We start from the raw sequence: 25,106 nt of genomic DNA, 5'->3' as shown, positions 1-25,106 counted from the left end.
CAGTAGCGCCCCCCTGCGCAAACGTCGCACAGGGGGACGAATCTCAGTTATAGCTAAGTTGATATTTAACTTGGCTCTTCACCAAGCCCGCGGATGACTTTCCAGTGGCGTAGTATTGCACGCCATAGACCATCTCAGCGGCGCCGTTATCAACGGCGAAAGTTTTAGCGGCGCCCGCATCACCTGGCTTAATAACGCTACTATCATCATAATTATAAAGCTGTAGACCGACGTTGCTTGCGGATGTCGCGCCGCTCACTTGATTCTTGAGCAGACCCGAGCTCAAATCCACCAAGCTTGCATCATAAAGAAATTGCGCACGCACGTTGGTTACTGTTGGCGAGCAATTATCGATCGCAATGCGGAAGTTGGAAGGAACAGCTGTCGCACCTGCAATACTCAGATCACTAGACTTTGCGGTCGCCAGATTTACGGTGAAATCTCCCGCCGCCCCGGTGGTTACTTCACATGTTTCATCAGTAACCTTTCCGTTAAATGTGATCGTGCCGGAATCCGCAGCATTTGACGTTGTGGACAGCATCAGCAGACCGAGGACACTGAACGCAGTCACATTCAGCGGCAACATGAAATGTTTCTTCATAAACATCATCCTTCGTTAGTACGATAAAAACACCGGACACCCCAGCGTCTTAAATCCGAGCTCAGATTAGCGAATACAAAAGCGTAATCAAAACTCTCCAGCGACCTACCTGAGTGCGCTAAGCATCACAATTTCATAACCTTATCTCAATAAAGAATTCGGGAACAAAAAGTGATACAACAGCCGCACACCCACAGCGAGTTGCTGGACCCGATGATAGTCAACGAAAAAACTTTGGTCTTTAAGATATATCTGAAAATCTTTCAGAGCAGCAGCGTAAAATGCAAGGACGCGCCACTAAATGCTCCACCTCATTGAAACTCTCTGGAATCAATGCAAAAAGCCAACAATGCCTGCTCATTATCAACACTTAGTTTACGCATGGCTGAGATTTTTTGGGCGCTAATTGTCTTTGTACTTCGATTGAGCAGCAGTGCAGTTTCACGCCCATTCAGGCCGGCAACGAAGTGTCGGAGCACTTCATATTCTCTTGCTGACAGACTTGAAATTCGAGCCTCAACACTTTCTTCTGCTGGGGGCGGGCTATAAAGCGAAGGCAGCCTTGAAACATAATATTTCCCCCCACAAAGCAAGACATCCAATGCACGGAGTATCTCATTAAAGTCTCCACTTTTAAGGATTACCCCTGACACACCTAAATCGTACAAGCGACCATGAATCAAGGGATTAGAGAGCATTGTTAATATCAAAACCTTTGAATTCTTGAAGTGGCGAAGTAGATATTCAATCATTTGCAGACCGTCGCCGCATGTTTCATCACCCGGCATACTGTAGTCGGCAATGATCACACTCGGTAAGAGTTCATGGCATAGACGGACGAGTTCGCTCGGACCGTTAGCGACCCCTGCTACATAGAACCGATCATCCCGCTCGATTATCTCTTCGACCGCCAACAATATAAGCGGATGATCATCGGCTATCACAACGCTGACTCTATTCATCATTTTCCGATCCCGTATCAGATAGCGCACGAGGAATCCCGTGGCGTGAATCGTGACTCTGCCCATCAGCGTTTCGAACACGCAAGAGCAGGCATTCAAGATTCTTCACGAGTTCGGCCAGGGCCAAGGGCCATTGCAGGTCACTGCTCGACTCCAGAAGCTGGTGCTCAAGCTGCTCACATGAATGTACTAAATGGCGGGCGTTTACCGCAGCTAACGCACCTCGAATCCGATGCAACTGCTGCGTAACGGTATTTACATCTTGACGTTCACAGGCATCCTGCAACTTCTGGATGTCCTCGTCCATGGTGGTCAAAAATAGCTTAAGCATCCTCGGCGAAGACTTTAATACAACTTCTTCAACGCGCAATTGTGCGAACTTCTCGGGCTGCACAATCTCGACTCTATTGGCACGGGGGCACCAGTTGCGCAGCACCTCGTACAGATCACGTAGGCTCATTGGCTTTACTAACCAAGCGCTCACCCAATCTTCAACGAGTCGCCTGCTTTTCTCCTGTACCGTGCTAGCGCTGATCACTACGATCGGCTGGTTGGCCCCTCGCCGGCGTAGCTCTTGAACCAATTGGTAGCCATCCATCGTCGGCATGTTTACATCGGTCAAGACCGCATCGAAACCTGCGCTCCACCTTTGTAAAGCTTCGACTCCATTGCTTGCTAAAGTCACGCGACAGCCCAGCTCCTCCAACTGATGGCTGAGCAGGGCCTGATTGATTGGATTGTCTTCAACTACCAATATCGATAAACCTAGCTCACCTAAGCGCTGCTGGGGGGGCCGTTGCCCTCGCGCTGGGATTTCAGCTTGAACCACCTCGAGTTTTAGGCTGAATGTAAAACGACTTCCAACGGCCACTTCGCTGGCTACCTCGATCCGTCCGCCCATTAGTTGTGTAAGATAGGCACATATCGATAGTCCCAGACCAGTACCACTGATGGTATGTTCAACTCGGTGCGCCTGATAAAAAGGCTCAAATAAATGTGCCTGCTCGCTAGCCGCTATTCCGATGCCAGTATCGATCACCTGCCAATTCAGGGTTACATAGCCGTCGTCCAGTTGCGCGCCCACCATTAAGGTAACGCTGCCCTGCTCTGTGAACTTCAGCGCGTTGCTGAGCAAATTAGTGATGATTTGGCGAATGCGGAGAGCATCCCCCTTAACAGCACCGGGAATTCCAGGATCAAGACAGAGTTGCAACGATAAAAACTTTCCCTGAGCCAAACCGTAAAACTGTCTGACGACGTCCTCAGCGAGATCCACTGGACTAAATTCCGTGTAGGCGAGCGCCATCTCTCCAGCTTCTATCTTGGACACGTCCAGCACATCGCTAACCAGTTGCAGCAGAATCAAGGAGGATCTCTCGATGGTCTGATGATAGATTCTCTGTTGGCGATCCAGATTGGTAAGGCCGAGCAATTCCAGCGTACCTAAGGCACCATAGAGAGGCGTGCGAATCTCGTGGCTCATGGTAGCGAGAAATCGTGACTTGGCTGCGCTAGCAGCATCAGCGCTGCGTTTCGCTTCCGCCAATTTTTTCTCGGCTTGGCGGTGAGCGCTAATGTCATTGAATGTGCAAAGCACCACGTCTTCACCCTGGTAACGTGCGGACGCAAAACTGCCATGAAGAGTCGTGGAGCCAACACTGTCGAAGATGACATCTGTTTCGGGAACAGCGGGATCATGATTTATGTTCCAGCTTTCACTGAGTCGTGCAACGTCACTAGCGTCCCCCAACAGCTTTTCCGCAAGAGGGTTGTGCATGATCAACTGCCTATCCGTACGCCTGAGGACGCAAAGAGCCACAGGTGCGATCTGAATAACAGTACGACTGAATGTATCACTCTCAACAATTTCTAGGTGCGCGCGCCGCGCAGGCGATATGACCTTACGGGCATACCAACGAGTTGCCACCCAACCGCCAACTAAGGTCGCGAGGAATAACAGAAAGCCCCCCAACACCTGCCATTTGGCATACCCGAAAAAGCTTTGATATGTGACCTCATACAATGCAACCCAACCACCTGAACCGGCGTCTTCCATTTTGAATATCAGGCCAAGAGGTGCGAAATTGAGCCCTTTGTGATAGCCATCAACCGAACCGATCTGATCACCAAGAGAGTTTCCGCGTGGCGACACCAGTTGGAGCCTGTCGTAAGTGAGGCTTTGCATTCCATAGGTCACATTCCCAACCTGGTTGAGCTCTAGCAAGCTGACTGCAATAAGTTGGCGCTTGATTTTAGGCACCCACCAAAGGGCATCTGGCATTGTGAAATAAAGATAACCAAGCAGTTCTTTCTGAGCCGCGCCGCTGTAATGGCGGGCTGGCGCCCACCGCACTTCCATCTTACTCATTGGCCCAGCTTTAGCTGGTAAAGCGTTGAAAATGCTGTGGACCACACTAAAGTAGGACTCTAACGTCACAACGCCAATTTTTCCGATAGCGGGCACCGCCATGCTGGTATTGCCCCGTGCACCGATTATGAAAACTTGTGGAGATGGATAGGCCGACGTACTCCAGAAATTTCCATAGAAGCTAGCGAGTAACGCTCCCAAGTAAAAATTTCGGGGGTGAGGCTCAGCTCTTGCGTGCTGTTGTGAGAGAGTGAAAGGCATGGAAAATGAATACGCGGCGCCTTCGTAGATCCTGCGCCCTCGTTCATCGACGAGCAAACGATGCGACGTCACCGCGCCATTTTCGGTTTTTATGGGAGCGACCGAGTTGCCGTGCTCAGCGACTCGTAACAGAAACTCTTCATGCTGGCGAATTTCGCTCACCAGCCGATTGAAATGCACCGATACCTTGTTCCGCTCGAGGGTAACCAACCTTGATAACGCCCAACCAAAGGCCGCCAAAGTAAGGAGGTTGAGAAACATTGCACAAACCAGCACTTTATTAAGCCGGAGGGCCGTATTCGCCAGTTTCCGAATCAAGCTGTAGTTGTGCTCAGGCATGCGAACAACTTCCAGTAGGGGTGTGGCTCAGGGACAACCTTTACGCCCTGATCACCATGGAAACGGCGATCTCAAGGGTAGCAATCGTTTTGGGTCACTGAGCAATTAACTAGAGGCTTAATTGACTCATCCCTGACCAGCGCTCCTACGTAGCCCATGGTGCTGGCGTTGCGCTGGGACACGGTAGCCCAACGGCAAGTTCAAGTATTTAGGATAGATCTGATTTTCATTGCCGGGTGTCTGTGAGCAGCATCAAGCAACGCTAGCGTAGCGAGTTCCAAAGAACCTTCTGAACTACATCAGACAGGTATGGAAATTTGCTTCTGCAGTAGGAGCTTGCCATTCGTCAACATTCTTCCAATGTTAGTCCAAAGTCATCGCCGGATACCTGAGCAGCTTCGTTGAGCCGTTGACGTAGTGCAGCGGTCAGCTGCCGTTCCACTTCCCATGGGTCTGACAGCGCGGCGAGCTGTGGTGCCAATTGCGGCGACAGGCTCATCAACGAATGATTGAGCGATCGCGCCGTTTCAAAAGCGGCCTTCTGCACAAAGCTGATTTCCACCAGTTCCCCCTGCGCCTTGCGAAATTCCATTTCAGCCATCCTCGCCAAGTAATGTTCGCGATGTGCACGCGCTTTCTGAAAGTCCGGAGTCTGCCCTTGCGCAGGATCAGCGGGCGGCGGCGCAGCCATGTTAGTCGGCTCGGATTGGGCTGAGACTTGGCTGTACACATCACGCTTAAGCCGCTCCTGTTGGTGGCGAGCAGCGACGGCAACCTTGCTCGGGTCAGCGGTATCGCGGATAAATGCTTCGGTGGCCAGCACGTCGACCTGCTTGCCATTGGGCGACAGCACCAACCGGCCATTCTCTTTCAGCCAGGTAATGTAGCTCGGTGATCGGCCGATGTACGCAGCAAAGGCGCTCTTCGAAAGGTACGTAGCTGTGCTCATAAGCCCTCCTTTTCAGCGGCTTTTCAATGAATCCTTTCAAGATTTCAGTGGATTGAAATTTCAGTAAGCTGGCGGGCCTCCCACTAACATTATCCCGCGGGTTTCCGACCCCGTGTCCTTTGAAAGTCCTCAGGGTCCCCGGCGAGTTCTGGCTGATTCCGATCGCGACGAGGGCGTTGCGCCAAGAGCGGTGCACGGAGATCCGCCGGCTTTGATTTCTGGCGGGAGTTGGTGATTTATCTTTGCTTCGCGGTAGATCTGCGCGGACCGAACCAACGATCACGTACCTGGTCAGCTTCATCCAGAAGCTGCGCGAGTTCATCTTCGCTGATGACTCCATTCCTTTGCAGAGCTCGGCAGTAGCCAATAGCGCCTCTGAACAGCGTCTCCAGATCACGCTCGTCTACGGCTTCAGCAAAAAGGTCAAAATTGGATCGCGCTTTAGCCAGTGCGGCTGATTTGATAATGGGCATCGTTGAGGGCTCTAGATCGGGCTTTTGAACAGGCCCCGAACCGATTATTGGTACAACGCCTGTCCTTACCCTATATCAATCTTGACCACCCAAACAGTGATTGAGTCCCCATATTTCAAAAACCTATACATCTGCCGATGGTTATTTCCTTTCCTACAAACACTCGTGTTTGCAAAGACGGACATCCCTGCAACCGTTTCAGCTAGAGAGATTCCGCGAGTTCGCTAACCCGTGTAGGGGGCGGCCCTCGGGGAGGACCCGTGAAATCTGCGCTCTACCCGGCCTGCCGGGCTCATGCCTTCGGTTCCGCCTCGCTCAGGTCCAGGCGCTTGGCCACCCAGCGTTCGTACAAGCCGATGGCGACGTCCGCGCCGGCCATCGCGGTCAGGCAACCCAGGGCGCCCGCTGTCCAGATCGACAGGCCCGCGCCAAACAACAACATCATCGCTGACACACCGCAGACGATGCAGGCACCGGACCGAAGTGCGAGGCGGCGCAGTAACGCCCAGCCTCGTGCCCCATCCTTGTCAGCGCGCCACATCTCGCCGGACACGCCGCCAACCAATGACAGGGCAATCACCAACCAGATCGGCATCTCTGCCAGCGCCTGTTGCTCGTTCGTCATTGCCCTGCCCCTTAAACAAAAAGACCCGGCGCTATGGCCGGGTCAGGTGGCGGGTGGCCTGCCGCGCTTTGCGGTCGCACCCATCGAAGATGGCCCCTTTTTACAGGTCGATTCTGGTGGCAGCAAGACCGTTTTAATGCCATCCGGTGAATGTGTGGCTTACGCCCGGTGAACGGCTGGCGAATGTCGGTGAATATCTATCCCGGCTGTCTTTTGCTTTTCTGGCGTCCCATACGTCCCACCTTTCTAAAACAAGGTGGGACGTCTGAAAGCCCCGCAGATTGGGGCTTTGCCCCACCGTCCTACTTTTATCTCTCTTTTCTCGTGTATAGAGAGAATATTTAAAAACACGCGTGCGCGTGGACACGCGCATTGATGCCCGCTACGCATACACGGGCGGGAGACATGAAAAAGGTAGGACGGTGGGACAGCCCAACAACGACGGGGCCTGCGCCCGTCCCACCACCGCAAAAAGCGGTGGGACGGAGGCAGGCCGGTGGGACGGCGTGAGCCAAAGTAATGCCCACGATCAAGCCGCTTCCCCCAGGAGGAAGTGCTCGACCACGATGTGAGCGTCATGCAGACGCTGGTAATAGAGATTGCGTGTGCAGCCACTCTCGGCCAGACGCGCAGTCAAGGGCGCATCAGGCTGGAAGTAATGCACCTGGACCACCGACATCAACTCGGGATCGAGGCGTTTCTTGACGATGCGCTCGATGTCCAGTGAGGCTTCCAGCGGCACCCTGCTCCCGCGCCTTCCGCGCACAAGCTGGCCACCGCTTTCCATCATCATCGCGACCATGTTGCCGCCCGAGTAACCGGCGGCGACCTCATCGCTGTGCAGCTCCTGCGCCCATTGCTTGAGGGCCATATCGATTGCCTTAATCATCGAAGCACGGCTCCTCGAACTCAGGTTGTTCCAGCGCAGGCGCCCTGCCCCAACCCTCCGGTTTCTTGTACGCCCATGGCCGCTGGCCGCTCTTGCTCAAGGCGCCCAAACGGAACCGTCGCCAGCCCAGTCGATGGAGGATCGCTCCCACACGCATCTGCTCGGGTTTGCCCCAATGACCGGGATCGAGCTTGAGCGCCTGACTCATCACCTCACTGCCGGTGGTGGTCTCGCCGATCTGCGACTCTTCAAGCCAGGTCAGGATTGGTGTTTCCCATTCGTCCACCACGAAGCGTTCGTCCTGTTCCTCGCTGAACATCGGCGCTTCCTCTCGCGTTACCCACCAGAGGTCGCCGGCCTCAAAGCAGAACATCGCTTCGGCCCACAGCTGGTCGCGGATCTCGCGCAGCAACGCCACGTCGACCTTGGTACAGGCCACCGGCCAATAGCGACGGTTGCCGGTGGCGTCCTTGAGGTACTCGTCCTGGTTGGTAGTACCGACGAAAACACACTGGCGTGGCACGTCCAGCGTTCTGCGGCCATAGCTTTCGCGGTAGGTGTCAGTCGATGCCGAGAAGAACTGCTTGGCCTTGGTGCTCTCGGCCTTGTTGAAGCTGTCCAGCTCGCCGAGCTCGACAATCCACTTGCCACGAATCGCCTGAAAGCCGTCCTTGTCGCCGAGTGCAAACGGCGTGTCCATGAACCACTCACCGCCGAGTACGCTCATGGCGGTCGACTTACCGGCGCCCTGCACGCCTTCGAGGATCATCACCGAGTCAGCCTTGCAGCCGGGCTTCATCACCCGCGCCACGGCCGATATCAGCCAGCGTTTGCCGACCTTGGAGGTGTAATCCGTTGCCTTCACCCCCATGACATCCGTCAGCCAACGCTCCAGGCGCGGCACACGATCCCACTCAAGTTTTTTCAGGTATTCGCGCACCGGGTGAAACGCGTGGTCGTGGGCCACGACACTCACCGCCTCGATCACGTGCGAGGACTTCACGCGCAGGTTGTACTGCTGTGCGAGCCACTTCATCACGCGCACGTCATCGATGTCCGCCCACTCGCCGGTGCCGCCTCCATAGGGCGCGGCACGCAGCTTGACGATCTTCGAGCTGAAGGCGCAGTAGCTGATCACCCCGGCCCAGCGTTCGTCGTGAGCGAGGATCAATTCGACGTTCTGCATGTGCGCGATCAAGGCGCCGCTCTCACTGCGAGCCAGCTGATCTTTCCAGCCACCGGCAGCGGGTGGACGGACCACCGCGAGCACTTGGCGGCGAACCACGTCGAGGCCTTCGGCGACGTGCAGGTCGTTGAAGTCGGTCCACTTGTGGTGACGCTCGACCGAGAAGATCGGCGCAACGACCTGGGCACCGACAATCAACGCAGCATTGCTGGCCTTCTCCTCACCCGGGTTCCAGGCATCGCCGTTGGGCTTGGTGGTCTTCCAGTCGTCATCGCGGCAGATGATCAGCGGGCATCCGGCGAAGCGCTCGCGCATGACCTTGCACACGGCCAGCAGGTTGCCCGCATCGAAGGCCACGGCCACCGCGAGCGACGTCGCCATGTGCAGGCTGGCGCCGGTGGCGTAACCCTCGCACACCAGCACCGGTTCACCCGGTACCGGATGAGGACCGAGCAGGTGAAAAGTACCCTCCTTCGCCATCCCGTAAGGCCAGTATGATTTGTCGCGGCCGGTGTCTTCCTGCTTGTTCGGGAAGATCACCTGCAGGCCCATGATCTGATCACGGGCATTGTTCATCGGCACCAGTACCGCACCGGTGCGCGGCGCGTAACGCACCTTGATGCCGACGATTTGTTTGCGGTCCAGGTAGTCACTGCGGCCGGTGGTCGGCATACGCTCGAACAAACCTTGCGCTCTTTTCGCGGCCCGCCGCGCAGCGTTATTCGCGATTTCGGCGGCACGGCGCTTGGCTTCTTCCTGGCGGGCGCGCATCACTTCGCGCTCTTCCGGCGACATCCGCCCGGCCTTGACCTTGATCTTCTGCGTCTCGCCCGAACGCCAGTCACCGAAGGCGCCAAAGATCAGGATGTCGCCCTTCTCCGTGCGCTGCTCGTGGACCACGTACCAGCCGTTCTTTTCCTTGCCCTTGTCTTGCGATGTCTTGCAGCGGGTCAGCTTGCCGAACACCAGCGGTTGCGCTGGCTCCAGACCGTAATCGGCGAATTGGCCCAATACCTCATCGAGCATGCTGAATTCCCCGTTCAGAGAGGGACTGGCAACTGAAGCACTGCGAGCAACCCGGTGAGGCCAGGCGGCGTGCTTCCGGGATCGGGTCGTCACAGGCTTCACAGAACAGCAAGGAATGGGCAGCACTTTCTGCTTTGGCAGCGCTGCGCGCCGCCATGGCCTGATCGATGCGTTCCTGCACCAGGTCGTTGGCGAAATCGGCGATGTCAGCCACGGTCAGCACCTCGCGTCGTCTGGTTGACGTAGGTGGCGCGGTTGAACAACCCGAGCAGCCCTTGAATGCCCCGGAACACCTGCAGGCGAATCGCCGCGAGTTCCTGATCAGTCACCACACCGTCGCCAATGCTCTTGGCCCAGGTCTCGGCCAGATCCGCGACCTGGCGGAAGTATTCAGCGATACCCGTGGTCAGGGTCTCGGGCATGTCGTTGGTGTAGGTGTCGGCCAGCTCCTGCCAGATCGTGTCGCCGACCAGCGCATGCACCGCATCGAGAATGCGGCGGTCCTTGGTCAGTTCGAGGATCTCGCCAAACTCCTGAATGTTGATGGAGTGGCTCGGATGGGTTGGCGACAGCTTGTGCTGCAACGTGGTCGGGTTGCGACCGGTCGTGGCAGCGATGGCAGCAGCCCCGCCCGGATAATCGCGGGCAGAGTGGTAAAGCGCTAAATCGAGCGGCAGGATTTCCCGCTGCGCCCGTTCCAGCGAACTGAGAGCAATTCGGCTCATGGCATTAATCCTAAAAGTTGCCAGTGCCGCGCGACAGAAGTTGGTGATACATTTGCCGCGTGGTCTGGAGAGGCCCAAAGCCGGCTAGGTTCGTAAGACCAACACCGGCACCGTGCCGGGGCGAACAATCCGTTGTTCACCCCTGGCGCAACAGCTGCCAGCTCTGTGGTAAGAACGGCAGCAACACCAAGGCTTCCGAGCCTTGGAAACGCGATGAAAGTCGGCGGCATGTGGTGTGCTCGCCTTCTGACATCGCGACCCGATAGCATTGTGGTGATGCTGTCGGGAGAAACTGGGCGACCCTTGGGTCGCCTTTTTTCTATGCGGCTTGAGACTCTTCCATTTCCGGAGGAAATACGTCATCAAGACTGCACGGCGCTCCTAACTTATTGAGCGCCCTGACTATGGCTCTGCACTCCGTAAGCCCTGCGATTCGACGTCCTGCTTCGTAATTGCTTATACGTGCCTGAGTCCATCCAAGAGCTACAACGAGTTCCTTCTGCTTGATCCCAGCCTTCTCTCGATGTTCAGCGATCAGATTCATGATGCCCTCCAATTAGCCGGAGCCATCTTAATCACGAATCGTAGATATTTCAACACGCAAAGTGATGATAAATAATTTCACAGCGTGGTAAAAAAAGCACATGAACACACTCGGCGAACGTATTAAGCAATACCGCAAAGCCAAAGGCATGAGCCAACAAGCCCTTGCCTTCGCTTGCGGTTGGGAATCCCAGTCACGTATAGGGAATTACGAGAAAGGGGCTCGCCAGCCCAATCTCCACGACTTGCAAAAGATAGCGACAGCACTGGGAGTATCTTTTCCAGACTTGGTAGCAGGAAAAAATCGTTCCGACGTTGAGTCGTACCCGGACGCCATTCAAGGTCGGATTCGGTCTGAAGACCGTCTTGTGAGGGATTACGGAAGATCGAAAGACAAAGACCAACCTGTTAGCAGCCTTGTAGGCTGGGCTAAAGATGGAAAGGTGCCTGTGCTATCAAACGCGCAGCTTGGGAATGAGGGCTTCTTCGACACGGTAGAACCGCCACCAGGGCAAGGTGAAGGCTACCTAAACATACATAGCGATGACCCAGATGCCTATGGCATAAGAGTCATGGGCGATAGCCTGATGCCCCGCATAAAAAATGGCGAGTTCGTTCTTATAGAGCCGAACAAACGTTTCAGTAGCGGTGACGAGGTCATAGTTCGAACGTCCTCCGGCAAAGCGATGATCAAAGAATTTATTTATCTCCGAGACGGAATGTACCGGTTGGATAGCGTCAATACCGATCACGAAACTCTTCACATTGCAGAACAAGAGGTGGAGGAAATCCATCTTGTAGGCGGAATATTGAAGTCATCACGCTTTCTACACAGTGCCGCACTATTTTAATCACATTATGTGTTGACACAAACAAGCACAGTGCGTGATATTTGCCTCACTCTTTACCACAGAGCGAGGCAATACCTATGCGCACCACCGCAACATTGCATGTCCATCCGGCATGCGTCAGCAATCGCAAACTGATCGAACAGCTGCAGCTCGCCACGGGCTGCCTAGTCATCATTCATAACAGCAAACCCAAGCTTGTCGCCAAATCTTGCCAGCCCTCTCCTATCGATCCGAACGGTGGAGGGCACGCGGCATGATCAAGTACAAGATCGACAACCGCACCCTGCAGTTGCTCAACGCCCAGGTCAACCTGACCGAGACCTTCAACCACGTCCTGCGCACAGCACCGAAGCGTGAATGCCTGGCATTCCGTCTCAAGGCTGAGCGCGGCACAATGGAAAGCACTTTTGTTGTAGAGCTGGGCAGCGAACGCCACACGCTAACCCTGCCAAACGACAAAAAGATGCACCTCAAACTGGCCGATTTCATTGAAGAGATCGCCAACGGTCCGTTCGACGCCAGCAACTCCAGCGACTTGGTTCATCTCCCGCATGCCGATCGTCAATACGGTCGCTTTGAAGTCCAGGACAAGCAGCGTGTATTCGAACTGGTGCACACCGGCGGCGTGCTGAGCCTCGACATGGGCTTCGAACTTCCCCTGCATGTGGCGCTGCATCGCACTCATACGCGCCGGGGCGTCACCGCTATCTTGAGCATCGGCAACAAGAGTCCGCACACACGCTGCTTCACCTTGTACGACCCCGATGCCGAAATCTACGCAAAGCTCATTGAGTCCATCAACCACCTTGCTGCAGCGGCCACTCCAGCTGCGCACGCAGCATGAGGAGGACGCGATGGAACGCACTCTCGCCCAAGCAGCCGCTCAACTCGGTATCACTCGCCCCAAACTGATCGCTCTCATGCGGGAAAAAGGATTGCTCAAGGGAAACCTCCCGGCGGACCCGAAGCGCGACAAAGCGTACCTGCGGGTCAAGGACAGCCCCTGGTATGACGAAAAATGCGGAATGCAGTACAGCCAGTCGACCCGCGTCATGCAAGCCGGCATCCGCTGGCTGGCCGAGCAGTTGGACATCGATCTTCCTGTCATTCCGGCAGATCGCCGTGACGTGGCCTAGGGAGTACGCCCGCCAGATCGTTTCTATGCGCACACGCGAGGAGCGTAACGCCGCGCTCCTCGAAGTGCCCGAACATCTGCGCGAGCTGACCAGACGCCACTGCCTGAACGCCTGGAACCACCCGGCACGACAACAACGCAAGGAGGCTCGACAAGGCCATGAGTAACGCTACACAGAATCCGCTTCGACTGCATCCGGCGCCCGAATCGGCCACCGTTGAACTGCTGTATCGCATCTTCGGTGATGTCCTGATCCCGCTGGAAAAAGTCCGCGAGCAGTACTTTCGCAATCTCAACGAACAGTCGTTCGTGACGGAGATCAACAGCGGCCGGATCCAGCTTCCGATCACCACGCTGGACACCAGCCGCAAGGCCCTGAAATACGCGCACATCCGCCACGTCGCCTCGCTGATCGACATCCGCGCCTACAAGGCTGATGAAGACATGCAGCGGCAGCAGGACGGCCAATGCCGTGTTGCCCCCACACCACTGACGGCTGTCACCACCAGCCAACGACAACCCAAGGAGCACACCACATGATGACCCCAATACAAATCGGTGCACTCGTCATCCTGATAGTTCTGGCCGCCCTGTTGCTTTGGGGCGGTTACATCATGGGCCGTAGTGATGGTCTCGAGACAGGTCTGCGCGAGGGCGAAGACATCCAGCGCGCAGCAAGCGCCAAAACCATCCGCGAGCTTCAAGCCTCCCTGCAGTTCATCCGGGCCGATCACACGCGTCTGGCACACACCTGTAAACGACTTGAAGCGGGTCCGCTGTTCGGCCCGGCCGAGCACCAGACGTTGATCGCCATCGGCGAGCTGCTACGGATCGCCGCCGAAACCTTCAGCGCCTTTCGTACCGGCAAGAAACTCGAGCGTGATGCCCGGTCCCTACGCGAACAGGTGCTTGCGATGGCTGCGAAATTACAACCAGAAATCGAGGGCAGCCTGGCCGGACAACCACACTCCAGCGCCGAGCAAGTCATCGTGGAGGCTGCGTGAATGAGCTGGCTCTTTTCGCAGGCGCTGGTGGCGGAATACTCGGCGGCCACCTCCTCGGCTGGCGCACGGTCTGCGCCGTTGAGCGTGATGCCTACGCCGCACAAATACTGGCGCAACGACAAACCGATGGACTGCTCCCGCCTTTCCCGATTTGGTCTGACGTGTGCAGTTTTGACGGACGACCATGGCGAGGCCTTGTTGACGTGGTTTCGGGAGGATTTCCTTGTCAGGACATCTCGGTCGCAGGCAACGGCCTCGGTATCGCCGGAGAACGCTCAGGACTGTGGCGGCAGATGGCACGAATTACCGATGAGGTACGACCGCGCTACGTCGACCTGGAGAACTCACCATTGCTTGTGGGAAGAGGACTTGCCGTCGTGCTCGGTGACCTTGCCGAAAATGGGGTATGACGCGCGATGGGGTGTTATCGGAGCGGCTGACCTCGGTGCCCCTCATCAGCGGGATCGGATCTGGCTCGTCGCAGAAGACCGCCACCAGACGGTGGCCAACACTGGTGGCGAGCATGGCAAAGGGATCCTCCCCTGCCGCACTGACTCGCCGATCGGGAGCCGACCGCTCGAACGATCGCCTGGATCACGCGGTGATGGCATTGGATGGTGGTCATCTGAACCCGGAATGGGCCGAGTGGCTGATGGGGTGGCCCATCGGGTGGACCGACTTAAGGCCATTGGCAACGGACAGGTTCCAGTCGTGGCAGCAAGCGCATTCGAAGCGCTCAGTATTAGTTAGCAAGGAGGCAGCATGAACATTCAATTTCTTAGTCATGAGCAGGTCTGCGAGCTGACCGGAGCTAAAACTAAAGTCGGTCAGATTACGGTACTGAAGCGCAATGGCATTCGTCACACCATCAAGCGCAATGGCTGGCCTTGCGTGATTGCATCGGCGCTGACAGGAGCAACTACCACTGCGCCAGAAACTCCAACGTGGCAGCCGCGCCTGGTGGGATAAATGGGACGAAGACCAACAAAGCCGGGGAGCATTCCTCGGCTGCGCGAGAGAAAACGCGGCAACACTACCTATTACCTATACGATATTGGCGGGAAACCACGCAAGGAAATCCCACTGGGTACAGATTACGGCCTAGCCATTTTAGAGTACGCAAAGCTCGAAAAAAGCCGCGTTTCTCAAGCTCTGACACAAACCGTCCTTACCTTCGCGTACGTGGCCGAGCTTTATATGAATGAGGTGGTTCCCACGAAAGCCCATGCCACCCAGAAGGACAACGCGCGCGAACTGAAAAATCTTCTCCTGTTCTTCAACGACCCTCCGGCCCCTCTAGAAGCAATCGAACCGAAGCATGTCAGCCAGTACCTTCGTCATCGTGGTAAGACAGCTCCTGTCCGTGCAAATCGGGAAAAAGCGTTACTCAGCTCCATTTGGAACTTTGCTCGCGAGAATGGCTACACATCCTTGGCAAATCCTTGCTCAGGCGTGAAGGGTAATAAAGAAACCGGTCGCGACATATATGTTGAAGACGACGTCCTTGCCAGAGCCTACCAGCATGCCGATCAACCATTAAGAGATGCTTTGGACCTGTTCTATCTAACAGGTCAGAGGGTCGCTGACACATTGAAGATGGATGAGCGTGACATAAAGGACGGAAAACTCTCCGTCCAGCAGGGCAAAACTGGGGCTAAACGAAGGATTGAAATCATTGGTGAGCTCAAAGTCGTAATCGATCGAATCATGGCGCGAAAGGCCGGACACAAAATCAGATCAACACGCCTAGTAGTAATCGACTCTGGGCAGCCGATGACGACCAGCATGCTCAGAAAAAGGTTCGATGACGCCAGGGAAGCAGCCGGTATTCCGAAAGCAGAATTTCAGATGCGCGACCTACGAGCAAAAGCGGCCACGGATAAGGAGGAGTCAACAGGGAGCATTAGAGAAGCTCGGGACCAACTCGGACACACCACCGTCGGGATGACAGAACAGTACATCCGTATGCGGAAGGGGATGAAGGTTACCCCTACGAAGTGACTGACGGTCACGAATTGCGGAAAAGATTTTTTGATTGCGGAAAAAAGAACTAAGGGCTTGCATGAGATATGTCATGCAAGCCCTTGATATTCATGGTGCCCGAAGCCGGAATCGAACCGGCACGCCCTTACGAGCGGGGGATTTTAAGTCCCATGCGTCTACCAGTTTCGCCATTCGGGCGGTAGCGCGGTGTAGTGCTCATGTCAGTCGACCAGCACACCTGACAATGTTGAGCCTTGTGAAGCAGAGCGGGAAATATATACATCACGTCCCGGTGAAGCAAGTTCACAGTAGCTGATTTCAAGACTAAATCTTGCAGCACACTGAAAATAAAAAAGCTCCGTAAATCATGGATCTACGGAGCTTGTTTATAGTGGAGGCCGAGGTCGGAATCGAACCGGCGTAGGCGGATTTGCAATCCGCTGCATAACCATTTTGCTACTCGGCCTCAAACGATCGCTGTTTAGTAGCACAACAACAACCGCGTACAAACTTGGAGCGGGAAACGAGACTCGAACTCGCGACCCCGACCTTGGCAAGGTCGTGCTCTACCAACTGAGCTATTCCCGCTTGGTGTGGCGCATTCTATAGATTTCAGAAGCCCCGTCAACCCTTTGATTCAAAAAAGTTTTATTTCTTTTCAACGTCGGTTTTCAGATGCGGCCAAGCGGCCCGTAGGTATTGAACCATCGACCACAATGTCAGGCCCGCCGAGATCATCAGCAGGGCATAACCCAGCAAGACCCAGAAGCTGAAGTCACGCGGATTGGCCAGCAGGATCACCAGCGCCAGCATCTGCGCCGCGGTTTTCCACTTGCCGAGATTGGACACCGCTACATGCGCGCGAGCGCCGAGTTCGGCCATCCATTCGCGCAAGGCCGATACGACGATCTCACGGCCAATGATCACGGCAGCGGGAAGTGTCAGCCACAAGTTGCCGTGTTCCTGCACCAGAAGTACCAGCGCGACCGCCACCATCAACTTGTCGGCAACCGGATCGAGAAACGCACCGAACGGCGTGCTTTGTTCCAGGCGGCGGGCCAGGTAGCCATCCAGCCAGTCAGTTGCCGCGGCAAAAGCGAATACCGAGGCGGAAGCCATATAGCTCCACTGGTAAGGCAGGTAAAACAACAAAATGAAGATCGGTATGAGCAGGACGCGGAGAACGGTAATCAGATTAGGGATATTCATCGGCACAACTGGCTACGAGGTGAGTTGGCATTCTACTCGCTATGCAGGTTTGCATAAATCGACTCTGCGAGCTTTTTACTGATCCCCGGTGCTTTGGCGATCTCTTCGATGCTTGCACGAGACAGCTCCTGCAATCCACCAAAATGTTTCAACAAGTCCCGACGGCGAGTTGGCCCGACGCCCGCAACGCCTTCCAGCGTTGACGTGCGGCGGGTCTTGCCCCGCCGCGCACGGTGGCCGGTAATCGCGAAGCGGTGAGCTTCGTCGCGAATCTGCTGTATCAGGTGCAGTGCCGGCGAATCTCCGCGCAAGGTGAACTCATGCGCTGCATCATTAAGATACAAAGTTTCGAAACCCGCCTTGCGTGTTGCGCCCTTGGCCACACCCAGCAGGATCAGATCCGGCACCGCCAATTCGTTGAGCACATCACGGGCCATCGACAACTGACCTTTGCCGCCGTCCACCAGCAGGATGTCCGGCAGCTTGCCCTCCCCGTCCTTCAGTTTGCTGAAGCGGCGAGTCAAGGCCTGATGCATGGCCGCATAGTCATCGCCCGCCGTGACGCCCTCAATGTTGTAACGACGATAGTCGGATTTGATCGCGCCTTCCGGGCCGAACACCACACAGGAAGCGACAGTAGCCTCACCACTGGAGTGACTGATGTCATAGCACTCAAGTCGCTGCGGTGGCTCATCCAGATTCAGCACTTCAGCCAGCGCATCGAAGCGTGCAGCCGTGTGTTGACGATTGGCCAGGCGTGCACCCAGCGCCTGTTCGGCATTGGTGACTGCCAACTGCTGCCAGCGAGCCCGGGTGCCACGCACCCGGTGACTGATGGTCAGTTCACGACCACGTAGCTCATGGATCGCTTCGATCAGGGCGGTGGCGTCTTCAGGAACCACGTTGACGATCAACTCGCTCGGCAGGTCGCGTTCCGGACTGCTGATGAAATATTGACCGAGGAACGCCGCCATGACTTCGGCAACCTCCTCCTCGATACCGACCTGAGGAAAGAAGTTCTTGCTGCCCAGCACTCGTCCGCCGCGCACGCTGATCAGATGAACACAGGCGCCACCTGGATTGACGAAGGCTGCAATGACATCGATGTCGCCCGTGCCGCCTTCCATGCTTTGTTGATCCTGGACCCGGCGCAGCAAGGCAATCTGGTCACGCAACTCGGCGGCGCGCTCGAATTCAAGATTGATCGCCGCCTCTTCCATTGCCGTGGACAGTTCATTGGTCAGCGCATGACTGCGCCCCTCGAGAAACATCACCGAATGGCGCACATCCTCGGCGTAGACCTCCGGTTCGACAAGGCCGACACAAGGCGCCTTGCAACGCTTGATCTGATATTGAAGGCACGGGCGAGTGCGATTCTTGTAGTAACTGTCTTCGCACTGGCGGACGAAAAAGGTCTTTTGCAGCAGGCTGAGGCTTTCGCGAATGGCCCCGGCGCTCGGGTACGGGCCGAAATACTTGCCCTTGGCCTTCTTCGCACCACGGTGGATGCTCAGGCGTGGGAACTGGCCGTCAGACAGAAACACATAAGGGTAGGACTTATCATCGCGCAACAGAATGTTATACGGCGGCCGCCACTCCTTGATCAGGGTCTGCTCAAGCAGCAACGCCTCGGTTTCGTTGGCGGTGATGGTGGTTTCGACCTGCGCGATACGCCCGACCAGCGCAGCGGTTTTCGGCGCCAGCCCGGTCTTGCGAAAATAGCTGGCAAGGCGCTTCTTCAGGTTCTTTGCCTTGCCTACGTACAGCAGGCGCGCCTCGCTGTCGAACATGCGATAGACGCCAGGACGCCCACTGACAGTCGCCAGAAAGGCGCCGGGATCAAATGCTTCAGTCATGATCAGGCGCTGGCATCAACCATGCCGTGGCGTACTGCCAACAGCGTCAGCTCAACGTCGCTGCTGATCGACAGCTTTTCGAAGATCCGGTAGCGATAGGTGTTCACCGTTTTCGGCGACAGGCAGAGTTTGTCGGAGATGATCTGCACCTTCTGGCAGCCGACAATCATCAACGCGATCTGGATTTCCCGTTCGGACAAGGCATCAAAAGGTGAATCGTTGGTTGGCTGGAACGACTTGATCGCCAGTTGCTGGGCAATCTGCGGACTGATGTAACGCTGCCCGGCAAACACCAGTCGGATGGCCTGGACCATCTCCGGCAATCCAGCGCCCTTGGTCAGGTAGCCGGCGGCGCCCGCCTGCAGCAGGCGCGTAGGAAATGGATCTTCCTCGCACACAGTGACAGCGACGACCTTGATGTCCGGATGACTGCGCAGCAGCTTGCGCGTGGCCTCAAGGCCACCAATACCGGGCATCTTGACGTCCATCAGGACTACATCGGGTTTCAACTCACGGGCCTTGATCAGGGATTCTTCCCCGGACTCGGCCTGTCCAACCACCTGCAAGCCATCGATATCGGCCAGCATACGTGTAATGCCTGTACGAACGAGATCATGGTCATCGACCACTAGCACCCTAATCAAGCAGACACCTCGCGATATGGTCTTATTGGGATGCCGGACACCTTAGCAAAAAGTGCCAGACAGACCTAGCGGCAAGCATCATTTAAAAAGTTTCAATTCATCATCGAGGGCTTGCCGGCCGTGGGTTTCAGAGCACAGGTGTACCGAAATCGAGCTGCATCCTCAGGAAACACTCGTCCTCGCCACACCTGATCAAGCCCTTTCTCTTATACAGGCTTTGTGCCGGATTATTTTTGAATACTGTCAGACGCAGCGCCGGAAGTCCTTCGGTGCGGGCCATGGCAATAACCTGATCAATCGCCCAGGATCCTGCGCCCTGCCTGCGGAAGGCCTCGGTTATTTGCAGCTCGCGGATGTACAGCGCCCGACGATCCCGACTGAGGCTGAAAAATCCCAAGAGAACTTCATCAAGAATGATCAGCCAGTTGTCCCGACCATTCCAGGCAACATCGAACGCTTCGTCCTGCCACAGCAAATCGTGCTCAATGTAATAGCGCAGCATGTTCCGGCACGTCAGTTCGCGGGCAAATTCCCGATCATCCGGCTCAGCGCGACGCAAATGGTAGGTCATTGCCCCACCGTCACATGGACTGTCCGCCCGATCCATTCGCCAGCATCACGTCGAGCGATTACCAGAAGTTCACCTGGGCCTGGCGCGGCGATGACCAGCGCCCCGTTTTCAGACCAGACCGCGCTGCGCCCCGCCGACTGCCATCCACCTGTTAACCCGGCGTGATTGGCCATCAGCACCGCCATTGAGTGGCTTTGGGCATAGCCCTGCAGTATTGCGCTATCCACGCCATAGCCTTTTTCGCCAATCAGCACGCCTGCTGCGTACAGGTCGGCGCCAGCACCGGCGGCCGCTGCCGCGTGGCTGGAGTGGGAAAAATCAGCGCAGACCGCGAGCGCGACGGTGTCGCGCCCTATGCGCAAGGTCGAACCATCAGTCCCTGGGGCATAGAAAAGCTCTTCGCCGCTGTGCAAATGTTGTTTGCTGTAAACCTCTAGAGAGCCGTCTCTGCCTAACGTCAGAGCGCCGATCAATACCTGCGGACTGCCCTTCTGGCGAATCGGCATGCCGACGACGGCGCTCAGCCCAAGCTCGCGAGCGCAATCGCGCAAGGGTTGCAGCACCGGATCCTGCGGATCGATTGCCAGGTCTGCGGCCATCTGGCCTTCGTAGCCTGTCAACGACAACTCCGGGAACACCAGCAGCTCGACGCCCTGCTCCGCCGCCGTGGCCATGAAACGCAAATGACGGGTGATGTTTGCCGCCAGATCACCAGCAACGGAAAACGATTGGGCGGCAGCGATGGTGAACGTCGACATTATTCATCCCTACAGTGATGCAAAACACGCAGTGTGTCACAACGTCCGTGGCACTCAAGCGATAGGTAACGCCTTGAATGAGCAATAGCAATTTCTGATTGCTCAGGCATATGGGCCTCTAGTAAGCTCGGCGCATTCATCGGAGACAGACCATGTTCAACGCCCTCTCACAGCTTCGTTCCGCTAGCGCCCTGCGCTCGGTTGCGGCTGCACGGGCGAATGACGTTTGCGCTCCAGCAAGCTTTTATTTTGGGTATTGGTTTAGCCAGTGGCGCGCCTGATACCCACACGGCGCCCATAAAAACGGGTCGCCTACCAGAGAATTCTCAACCCCCGGTCGGCCTCCCGACCGGGGGTTTTGTTTTTTCAGGCCCATAACTTTTTCAGCAACACACCAGACACTTTGAGGAATCACGACATGAACTACGCCACTTATTACCGTTACGACACTTTTACCGCCTGGCGATTTAGCAGCCTCCGCTCGGGACAGCCTGCCGCCTCCGATCGGTCACCCACAGGTGGCAAGCACACACACGCAGCCAATCCGGCCAATTGTCGAACACCCCAGTAGGGCCGAGTGAGCGGGAAGCACCCGCCGCCAGCCCAGGAATTCCGAATATGAACTCGTCTGTTTCTGCTCTGCCACTGACCACCCTGAACTCTGCCAACGAAGCACTGACCCTGCGTCTGCCCAGCTCGTTGCAGCTCAAACAGCAATTGCCCCTGAGCAATGCCCTCGCCCAGCAAGTCGCAGCCCACCGCCAGGCGGTCCGCGCGATTCTCAATGGCGAAGACCATCGCCTGCTGGTCGTCGTCGGCCCTTGCTCGATTCACGATCCACGCTCCGCACTCGAATACGCGGAAAAGCTTTCCCGCCTGGCCCATGAAGTCAGCAACGAAATGCTGCTGGTGATGCGCGCCTACGTCGAAAAACCACGCACCACCGTTGGCTGGAAAGGTCTTGCCTACGACCCACACCTGGACGGCAGCGATGACATGGCCGCCGGCCTGACCCTGTCGCGTGAATTGATGCTTGAAATGATCCGTCTGGGACTGCCTATCGCTACCGAGTTGCTGCAGCCAATGGCTGCCGGCTACTTCGACGACCTGCTCAGTTGGGTTGCCATCGGCGCACGCACCACCGAGTCGCAGATCCACCGGGAAATGGCCAGCGGCCTGAGCATGCCCGTCGGTTTCAAGAACGGTACCGACGGTGGCGTAACCGTAGCCGTCGATGCCATGCGTTCGGCAGCCCATCCACATCGACACTTCGGCGTCGACAGCCAAGGGCACCCGGCGATCATTCAGACACCGGGCAACCCCGACACTCATCTGGTACTGCGCGGTGGTCATCAAGGCCCGAACTACGATCGCGAAAGCGTCGCCCGGGTACATGCCGACCTGAATCGCTTGAAGATTCCGAGCCGAATCATGGTCGATTGCAGCCACGCCAACAGCGGCAAGGATCCACTGCGCCAGCCCGACGTGTTCAACGAGGTACTCGAGCAACGGCTGCAAGGTGATCGCTCCTTGATCGGCATGATGATCGAGTCCCATCTGTTCGAGGGCTGCCAGCCTTTGAGCCCCGCCCTGCGTTATGGCGTATCCGTCACCGATGGTTGCCTGGGGTTCGGCGCGACGGAGCAGTTGCTGTCGAACGCAGCCAAACGACTGAAAGCCTGACGCTCAGAACAGCCTTTGCGGGTTGAATCAGTAACCCGCAAAGGTCGGACCATCGCTCAGCTCAATCCAGAGTTACGGCCGCACTCGGACCCGGGCAACGCCGGAAGCCTGACTGGCATCATCCAGTCGCTCCACCGAATACGACACCTGCACCACGGTTTCCCGATGCTCGCGCCAGAAGCGGTACGGCACGATGAACACCAAAGGTTGCCCAGCGTTCTCCCGAGTGATGTCCCGGTCATCGCGATGACTGAAATACTCGCCATCGCATTTCAGGTACACCAGTTCTCCCTCCTCGGCCTGGGCATCGCCGATCACCACAGTAACCCCGTCTACCGCATCTGCCGCTTCCAGCTCACCGTCTTGCGCTTCCAGCACTTGTGGCGCCGCGAGATCCCCCCGAATCAACGGTGCGATCAGAATTCGCGAGTTCGCAGACTTCCTTACTTGCGCCGCTGCTGATTTGACCCGGTAACTGACGTTCACCTCTTGTGTGGAATGGGCAGCGATGCAATCGGCGTTAATCCAGAAAGACAGCGCTTCACCAACGGCAAACGGCTCCACGGTCAACACATCATTGAATGCCGGCGCTCCCTCGGCGCCTTGCCAGGACAGGCTGATCCGGTCGCCGGCCGCCATCCGGGCATAGGGGCGCACAGTGACACTTGTACCCTGTGGAACACGGGACGGATCGAGCGTCCCGCCCACTGTTTCTTCAATGATCGGTGCAAGCAGCTCAGGCTCTGGATCGCCCACATCCAGTTGCAGGCGACGGGATGACACCGGCTGAGGCAGTGCAACGCTATGCAGCGTCCAGTAAAGCTCCAGCGAACCGCGCTCCAGCGGCGCAATGTGCAGACCTTTTATGACAAAGACGATTTCCTCGCCCACCTGGCCTTCACTTACCGAGCGGGTGGCCTCATGGCTATAAGCCAACCCTTCGTCATCGAGCCCTCGCCAGCTCAGCACCAGTTTGTCACCGCACATCATGTCGGGGTAAGGCGCAACCCTGACGAATGCATGGCTCAGAGAAGGATCAAGCATCCCGCCCTCCAACACCTCGACCGTCGGGGCGGACAGGTCCAAGGCTGGCGATGAAGCGGGTGCAGACGCCGGTCGATAGCTGAATTCGAAATTTTCACCGTCCACCTTCAAGCTCAGATGGCCGCCTCCTTCGGTGGCAACCGACAAGGGGACAATGTTTGCCGGCGGCATTGCACAAGACTCGCTAGTGACTTCGTAAATAGACATTCGCAGCTCCATTCCTTGGATAGAACGCTGCCATCAAGGCAGCGTCGAACGAAATCCATTGAACCTCATCCAGCGAATCGGCGAAGTCAGCCCAAAGCCCCGCACCCCCGAGGCAAACACACCGTCTGACGTAGGCAGACAGCGACGAATCTGTCGATACGCGGCAAAAGATTGCCAAATGTTCCGACTAGCCCCTCAAGCAGAAACGAAAATTCGCACCATTTTTAGTCCAGATTCCCCTTCACTCCGAGGATTTTTCAGACATCGCCAACCCGTAGGCCTGTTTTACAGTGGCACGCACCAACCACTGACAAGCATCTGCAAAAGAGGCAGGAACATGCAACGGAATGCGACAACCCGCTACCCCATCCTTTTGGTCCATGGCCTGTTCGGGTTTGACCGTATCGGCCGTTTCGAGCTTTTTCATGATGTCAAGCAAGCACTGAGGGAGGCAGGTGGACAAGTGTTTGTGCCGCAGCTGTCGGCGGCCCATGACAACGAAGTTCGTGGCCAGCAACTGCTGCTGCAGATTGAACGGGTCCTGCAGGGCACAGGGGCCGCCAGGGTCAACCTGATCGGACATAGCCAAGGTGCGCTGGCCAGCCGTTTCGCCGCAGCAGTGGCACCGCACAAGATCGCCTCGGTCACGTCGGTCAGTGGACCCAACCACGGTTCGGAACTGGCGGACACGTTGCGCCAGGCACTGATTCCGGGGAGCCTGCCGGAGCAGGTGGCAGAGCAGGTGGCGACCCGGTTCGCTGATTTCCTCTCGCTACTCAGTGGTCAACCGACCCTGCCGCAGAATGCCGTGGCAGCGCTGAACGCCCTGACCACACAGGCGGTCAGCCAATTCAACAAGAAGTATCCTCAAGGCCTGCCTTCTACCTGGGGCGGCCAAGGCGCGGAACGGGTCAATGACGTTCACTACTATTCCTGGAGCGGCACGCTGCAGGAAGGATGGCTTGCGCCGCTTGATCCGGTACATGCCGTCTGCCGGGCGTTGTCCGGCCATTTCGTCGCGGAAGCCGGACAGAACGATGGTTTCGTGGGCCGCTACAGCTCGCACTTGGGCTCGGTCATCCGCTCCGACTACCCCTTCAACCACCTCGCCACCCTGCGGCGACCAGACGGTTTACTAAACCCCGCCCCTGATCCCGTCGAACTCTACGTCGAGCACGCTCTGCGCCTGAAAGCCGCACAACTGTAGACATACG

General features: G+C 56.6%; 27 protein-coding genes, 3 tRNA genes and 1 pseudogene. 11 read left to right on the top strand and 20 right to left on the bottom strand.

Going from position 1 to position 25,106, the window contains the following annotated elements; all coding sequences use genetic code 11:
- Positions 1 to 43: 43 nt before the first annotated feature.
- From AC27VU_RS03600 to AC27VU_RS03550, 11 genes are all read right to left on the bottom strand, one after another.
- Positions 44 to 601 carry a fimbrial protein gene (locus tag AC27VU_RS03600; protein ID WP_401061871.1) on the bottom strand — a complete coding sequence of 186 codons (558 nt, stop codon included), beginning with the start codon at positions 599 to 601 and terminating at the stop codon, positions 44 to 46.
- 311 nt (positions 602 to 912) lie between these two features.
- Positions 913 to 1,566 carry a response regulator gene (locus AC27VU_RS03595; RefSeq protein ID WP_401061873.1) on the bottom strand — a complete coding sequence of 218 codons (654 nt, stop codon included), beginning with the start codon at positions 1,564 to 1,566 and terminating at the stop codon, positions 913 to 915.
- The gene (locus AC27VU_RS03590) at positions 1,556 to 4,531 is read right to left on the bottom strand and encodes an ATP-binding protein (protein ID WP_401061875.1); all 2,976 of its coding nucleotides are present in this window, start codon (positions 4,529 to 4,531) and stop codon (positions 1,556 to 1,558) included. The genes AC27VU_RS03595 and AC27VU_RS03590 overlap by 11 nt, the downstream gene beginning before the upstream one ends.
- A 346-nt stretch (positions 4,532 to 4,877) precedes the next feature.
- Positions 4,878 to 5,480 carry a terminase small subunit gene (locus tag AC27VU_RS03585; RefSeq protein ID WP_488723423.1) on the bottom strand — a complete coding sequence of 201 codons (603 nt, stop codon included), beginning with the start codon at positions 5,478 to 5,480 and terminating at the stop codon, positions 4,878 to 4,880.
- Positions 5,481 to 5,716: 236 nt separating this feature from the next.
- Positions 5,717 to 5,953, bottom strand: coding sequence for a hypothetical protein (locus AC27VU_RS03580; protein ID WP_488723422.1), 237 nt, complete (start codon positions 5,951 to 5,953; stop codon positions 5,717 to 5,719).
- A 292-nt stretch (positions 5,954 to 6,245) separates the two neighbouring features.
- A complete protein-coding gene (locus tag AC27VU_RS03575; protein ID WP_008080174.1) occupies positions 6,246 to 6,578 on the bottom strand; it encodes a phage holin family protein in 333 nt (110 codons plus the stop codon).
- Between the two features lie 529 nt (positions 6,579 to 7,107).
- Positions 7,108 to 7,467: a PA0613 family protein gene (locus tag AC27VU_RS03570; RefSeq protein WP_103366964.1), complete on the bottom strand. Its 360-nt coding sequence runs from the start codon at positions 7,465 to 7,467 to the stop codon at positions 7,108 to 7,110.
- A complete protein-coding gene (locus AC27VU_RS03565) occupies positions 7,460 to 9,679 on the bottom strand; it encodes a VapE domain-containing protein (RefSeq protein ID WP_488723421.1) in 2,220 nt (739 codons plus the stop codon). The genes AC27VU_RS03570 and AC27VU_RS03565 overlap by 8 nt, the downstream gene beginning before the upstream one ends.
- Positions 9,669 to 9,893, bottom strand: a complete 225-nt coding sequence (locus tag AC27VU_RS03560; RefSeq protein ID WP_488723420.1) for a TraR/DksA family transcriptional regulator — start codon at positions 9,891 to 9,893, stop codon at positions 9,669 to 9,671. Before AC27VU_RS03560 ends, AC27VU_RS03565 begins: the two co-directional genes overlap by 11 nt.
- On the bottom strand, positions 9,886 to 10,404 hold the full coding sequence (locus tag AC27VU_RS03555; protein WP_488723419.1) for a phage regulatory CII family protein: 519 nt from the start codon (positions 10,402 to 10,404) through the stop codon (positions 9,886 to 9,888). The genes AC27VU_RS03560 and AC27VU_RS03555 overlap by 8 nt, the downstream gene beginning before the upstream one ends.
- Positions 10,405 to 10,723: 319 nt before the next feature.
- The gene (locus AC27VU_RS03550) at positions 10,724 to 10,948 is read right to left on the bottom strand and encodes a helix-turn-helix transcriptional regulator (RefSeq protein ID WP_045123078.1); all 225 of its coding nucleotides are present in this window, start codon (positions 10,946 to 10,948) and stop codon (positions 10,724 to 10,726) included.
- Positions 10,949 to 11,048: 100 nt separating this feature from the next.
- On the opposite strand from AC27VU_RS03550, the gene AC27VU_RS03545 reads away from it, so the two are divergent.
- From AC27VU_RS03545 to AC27VU_RS03505, 9 genes and pseudogenes are all read left to right on the top strand, one after another.
- Positions 11,049 to 11,798, top strand: coding sequence for an XRE family transcriptional regulator (locus AC27VU_RS03545; RefSeq protein WP_488723418.1), 750 nt, complete (start codon positions 11,049 to 11,051; stop codon positions 11,796 to 11,798).
- Positions 11,799 to 11,875: 77 nt separating this feature from the next.
- Positions 11,876 to 12,055, top strand: a complete 180-nt coding sequence (locus tag AC27VU_RS03540; protein WP_488723417.1) for a hypothetical protein — start codon at positions 11,876 to 11,878, stop codon at positions 12,053 to 12,055.
- On the top strand, positions 12,052 to 12,642 hold the full coding sequence (locus AC27VU_RS03535; RefSeq protein WP_488723416.1) for a hypothetical protein: 591 nt from the start codon (positions 12,052 to 12,054) through the stop codon (positions 12,640 to 12,642). The genes AC27VU_RS03540 and AC27VU_RS03535 overlap by 4 nt, the downstream gene beginning before the upstream one ends.
- A gap of 10 nt (positions 12,643 to 12,652) precedes the next feature.
- On the top strand, positions 12,653 to 12,934 hold the full coding sequence (locus AC27VU_RS03530; RefSeq protein ID WP_488723415.1) for a phage antirepressor KilAC domain-containing protein: 282 nt from the start codon (positions 12,653 to 12,655) through the stop codon (positions 12,932 to 12,934).
- Positions 12,935 to 13,092: 158 nt separating this feature from the next.
- Positions 13,093 to 13,473, top strand: coding sequence for a pyocin activator PrtN family protein (locus AC27VU_RS03525; protein ID WP_488723414.1), 381 nt, complete (start codon positions 13,093 to 13,095; stop codon positions 13,471 to 13,473).
- Entirely contained in the window at positions 13,470 to 13,937 is a 468-nt protein-coding gene (locus AC27VU_RS03520) for a hypothetical protein (protein WP_488723413.1), read from the top strand. The genes AC27VU_RS03525 and AC27VU_RS03520 overlap by 4 nt, the downstream gene beginning before the upstream one ends.
- Positions 13,934 to 14,687 (top strand): annotated as a pseudogene (locus AC27VU_RS03515) (DNA cytosine methyltransferase). The gene AC27VU_RS03520 and the pseudogene AC27VU_RS03515 overlap by 4 nt, the downstream one beginning before the upstream one ends.
- 12 nt (positions 14,688 to 14,699) lie before the next feature.
- The gene (locus AC27VU_RS03510; RefSeq protein WP_488723412.1) at positions 14,700 to 14,906 is read left to right on the top strand and encodes a DUF4224 domain-containing protein; all 207 of its coding nucleotides are present in this window, start codon (positions 14,700 to 14,702) and stop codon (positions 14,904 to 14,906) included.
- On the top strand, positions 14,907 to 15,938 hold the full coding sequence (locus AC27VU_RS03505) for a site-specific integrase (protein ID WP_266200167.1): 1,032 nt from the start codon (positions 14,907 to 14,909) through the stop codon (positions 15,936 to 15,938).
- 93 nt (positions 15,939 to 16,031) lie between these two features.
- Here the strand turns inward: AC27VU_RS03505 and AC27VU_RS03500 are convergent.
- The 8 genes from AC27VU_RS03500 to AC27VU_RS03465 all read right to left on the bottom strand — a co-directional run bounded on the left by AC27VU_RS03500 (position 16,032) and on the right by AC27VU_RS03465 (position 20,958).
- Positions 16,032 to 16,118: transfer RNA gene (locus AC27VU_RS03500), tRNA-Leu, on the bottom strand.
- 194 nt (positions 16,119 to 16,312) lie between these two features.
- A tRNA-Cys gene (locus tag AC27VU_RS03495) sits at positions 16,313 to 16,386 on the bottom strand.
- Between the two features lie 46 nt (positions 16,387 to 16,432).
- Positions 16,433 to 16,508 (bottom strand) — tRNA-Gly (locus AC27VU_RS03490).
- A 60-nt stretch (positions 16,509 to 16,568) separates the two neighbouring features.
- Positions 16,569 to 17,129, bottom strand: a complete 561-nt coding sequence (gene pgsA, locus AC27VU_RS03485) for a CDP-diacylglycerol--glycerol-3-phosphate 3-phosphatidyltransferase (RefSeq protein ID WP_003225417.1) — start codon at positions 17,127 to 17,129, stop codon at positions 16,569 to 16,571.
- 32 nt (positions 17,130 to 17,161) lie between these two features.
- A complete protein-coding gene (gene uvrC, locus AC27VU_RS03480; RefSeq protein WP_103486481.1) occupies positions 17,162 to 18,985 on the bottom strand; it encodes an excinuclease ABC subunit UvrC in 1,824 nt (607 codons plus the stop codon).
- 2 nt (positions 18,986 to 18,987) lie between these two features.
- On the bottom strand, positions 18,988 to 19,629 hold the full coding sequence (gene gacA, locus AC27VU_RS03475) for a response regulator transcription factor GacA (protein ID WP_024012761.1): 642 nt from the start codon (positions 19,627 to 19,629) through the stop codon (positions 18,988 to 18,990).
- A 127-nt stretch (positions 19,630 to 19,756) separates the two neighbouring features.
- Positions 19,757 to 20,200 (bottom strand): GNAT family N-acetyltransferase, encoded by a 444-nt coding sequence (locus AC27VU_RS03470; protein WP_488723411.1) that lies wholly within the window; start codon positions 20,198 to 20,200, stop codon positions 19,757 to 19,759.
- Positions 20,197 to 20,958 (bottom strand): carbon-nitrogen hydrolase family protein, encoded by a 762-nt coding sequence (locus AC27VU_RS03465; protein ID WP_488723410.1) that lies wholly within the window; start codon positions 20,956 to 20,958, stop codon positions 20,197 to 20,199. Before AC27VU_RS03465 ends, AC27VU_RS03470 begins: the two co-directional genes overlap by 4 nt.
- Positions 20,959 to 21,576: 618 nt before the next feature.
- On the opposite strand from AC27VU_RS03465, the gene AC27VU_RS03460 reads away from it, so the two are divergent.
- Positions 21,577 to 22,641: a 3-deoxy-7-phosphoheptulonate synthase gene (locus tag AC27VU_RS03460; protein ID WP_226499214.1), complete on the top strand. Its 1,065-nt coding sequence runs from the start codon at positions 21,577 to 21,579 to the stop codon at positions 22,639 to 22,641.
- 72 nt (positions 22,642 to 22,713) lie between these two features.
- Here the strand turns inward: AC27VU_RS03460 and AC27VU_RS03455 are convergent, their stop codons facing one another.
- Positions 22,714 to 23,892 (bottom strand): hypothetical protein, encoded by a 1,179-nt coding sequence (locus AC27VU_RS03455; protein WP_488723409.1) that lies wholly within the window; start codon positions 23,890 to 23,892, stop codon positions 22,714 to 22,716.
- 337 nt (positions 23,893 to 24,229) lie between these two features.
- Between AC27VU_RS03455 and AC27VU_RS03450 the strand changes: the two genes are divergently transcribed.
- The gene (locus AC27VU_RS03450; protein WP_488723408.1) at positions 24,230 to 25,099 is read left to right on the top strand and encodes an esterase/lipase family protein; all 870 of its coding nucleotides are present in this window, start codon (positions 24,230 to 24,232) and stop codon (positions 25,097 to 25,099) included.
- The last annotated feature ends 7 nt before the right edge of the window (positions 25,100 to 25,106 follow it).

The organism is Pseudomonas sp. 14P5.3.2 (assembly GCF_057799175.1).
This window is presented reverse-complemented; position numbering and strand designations above follow the sequence as displayed.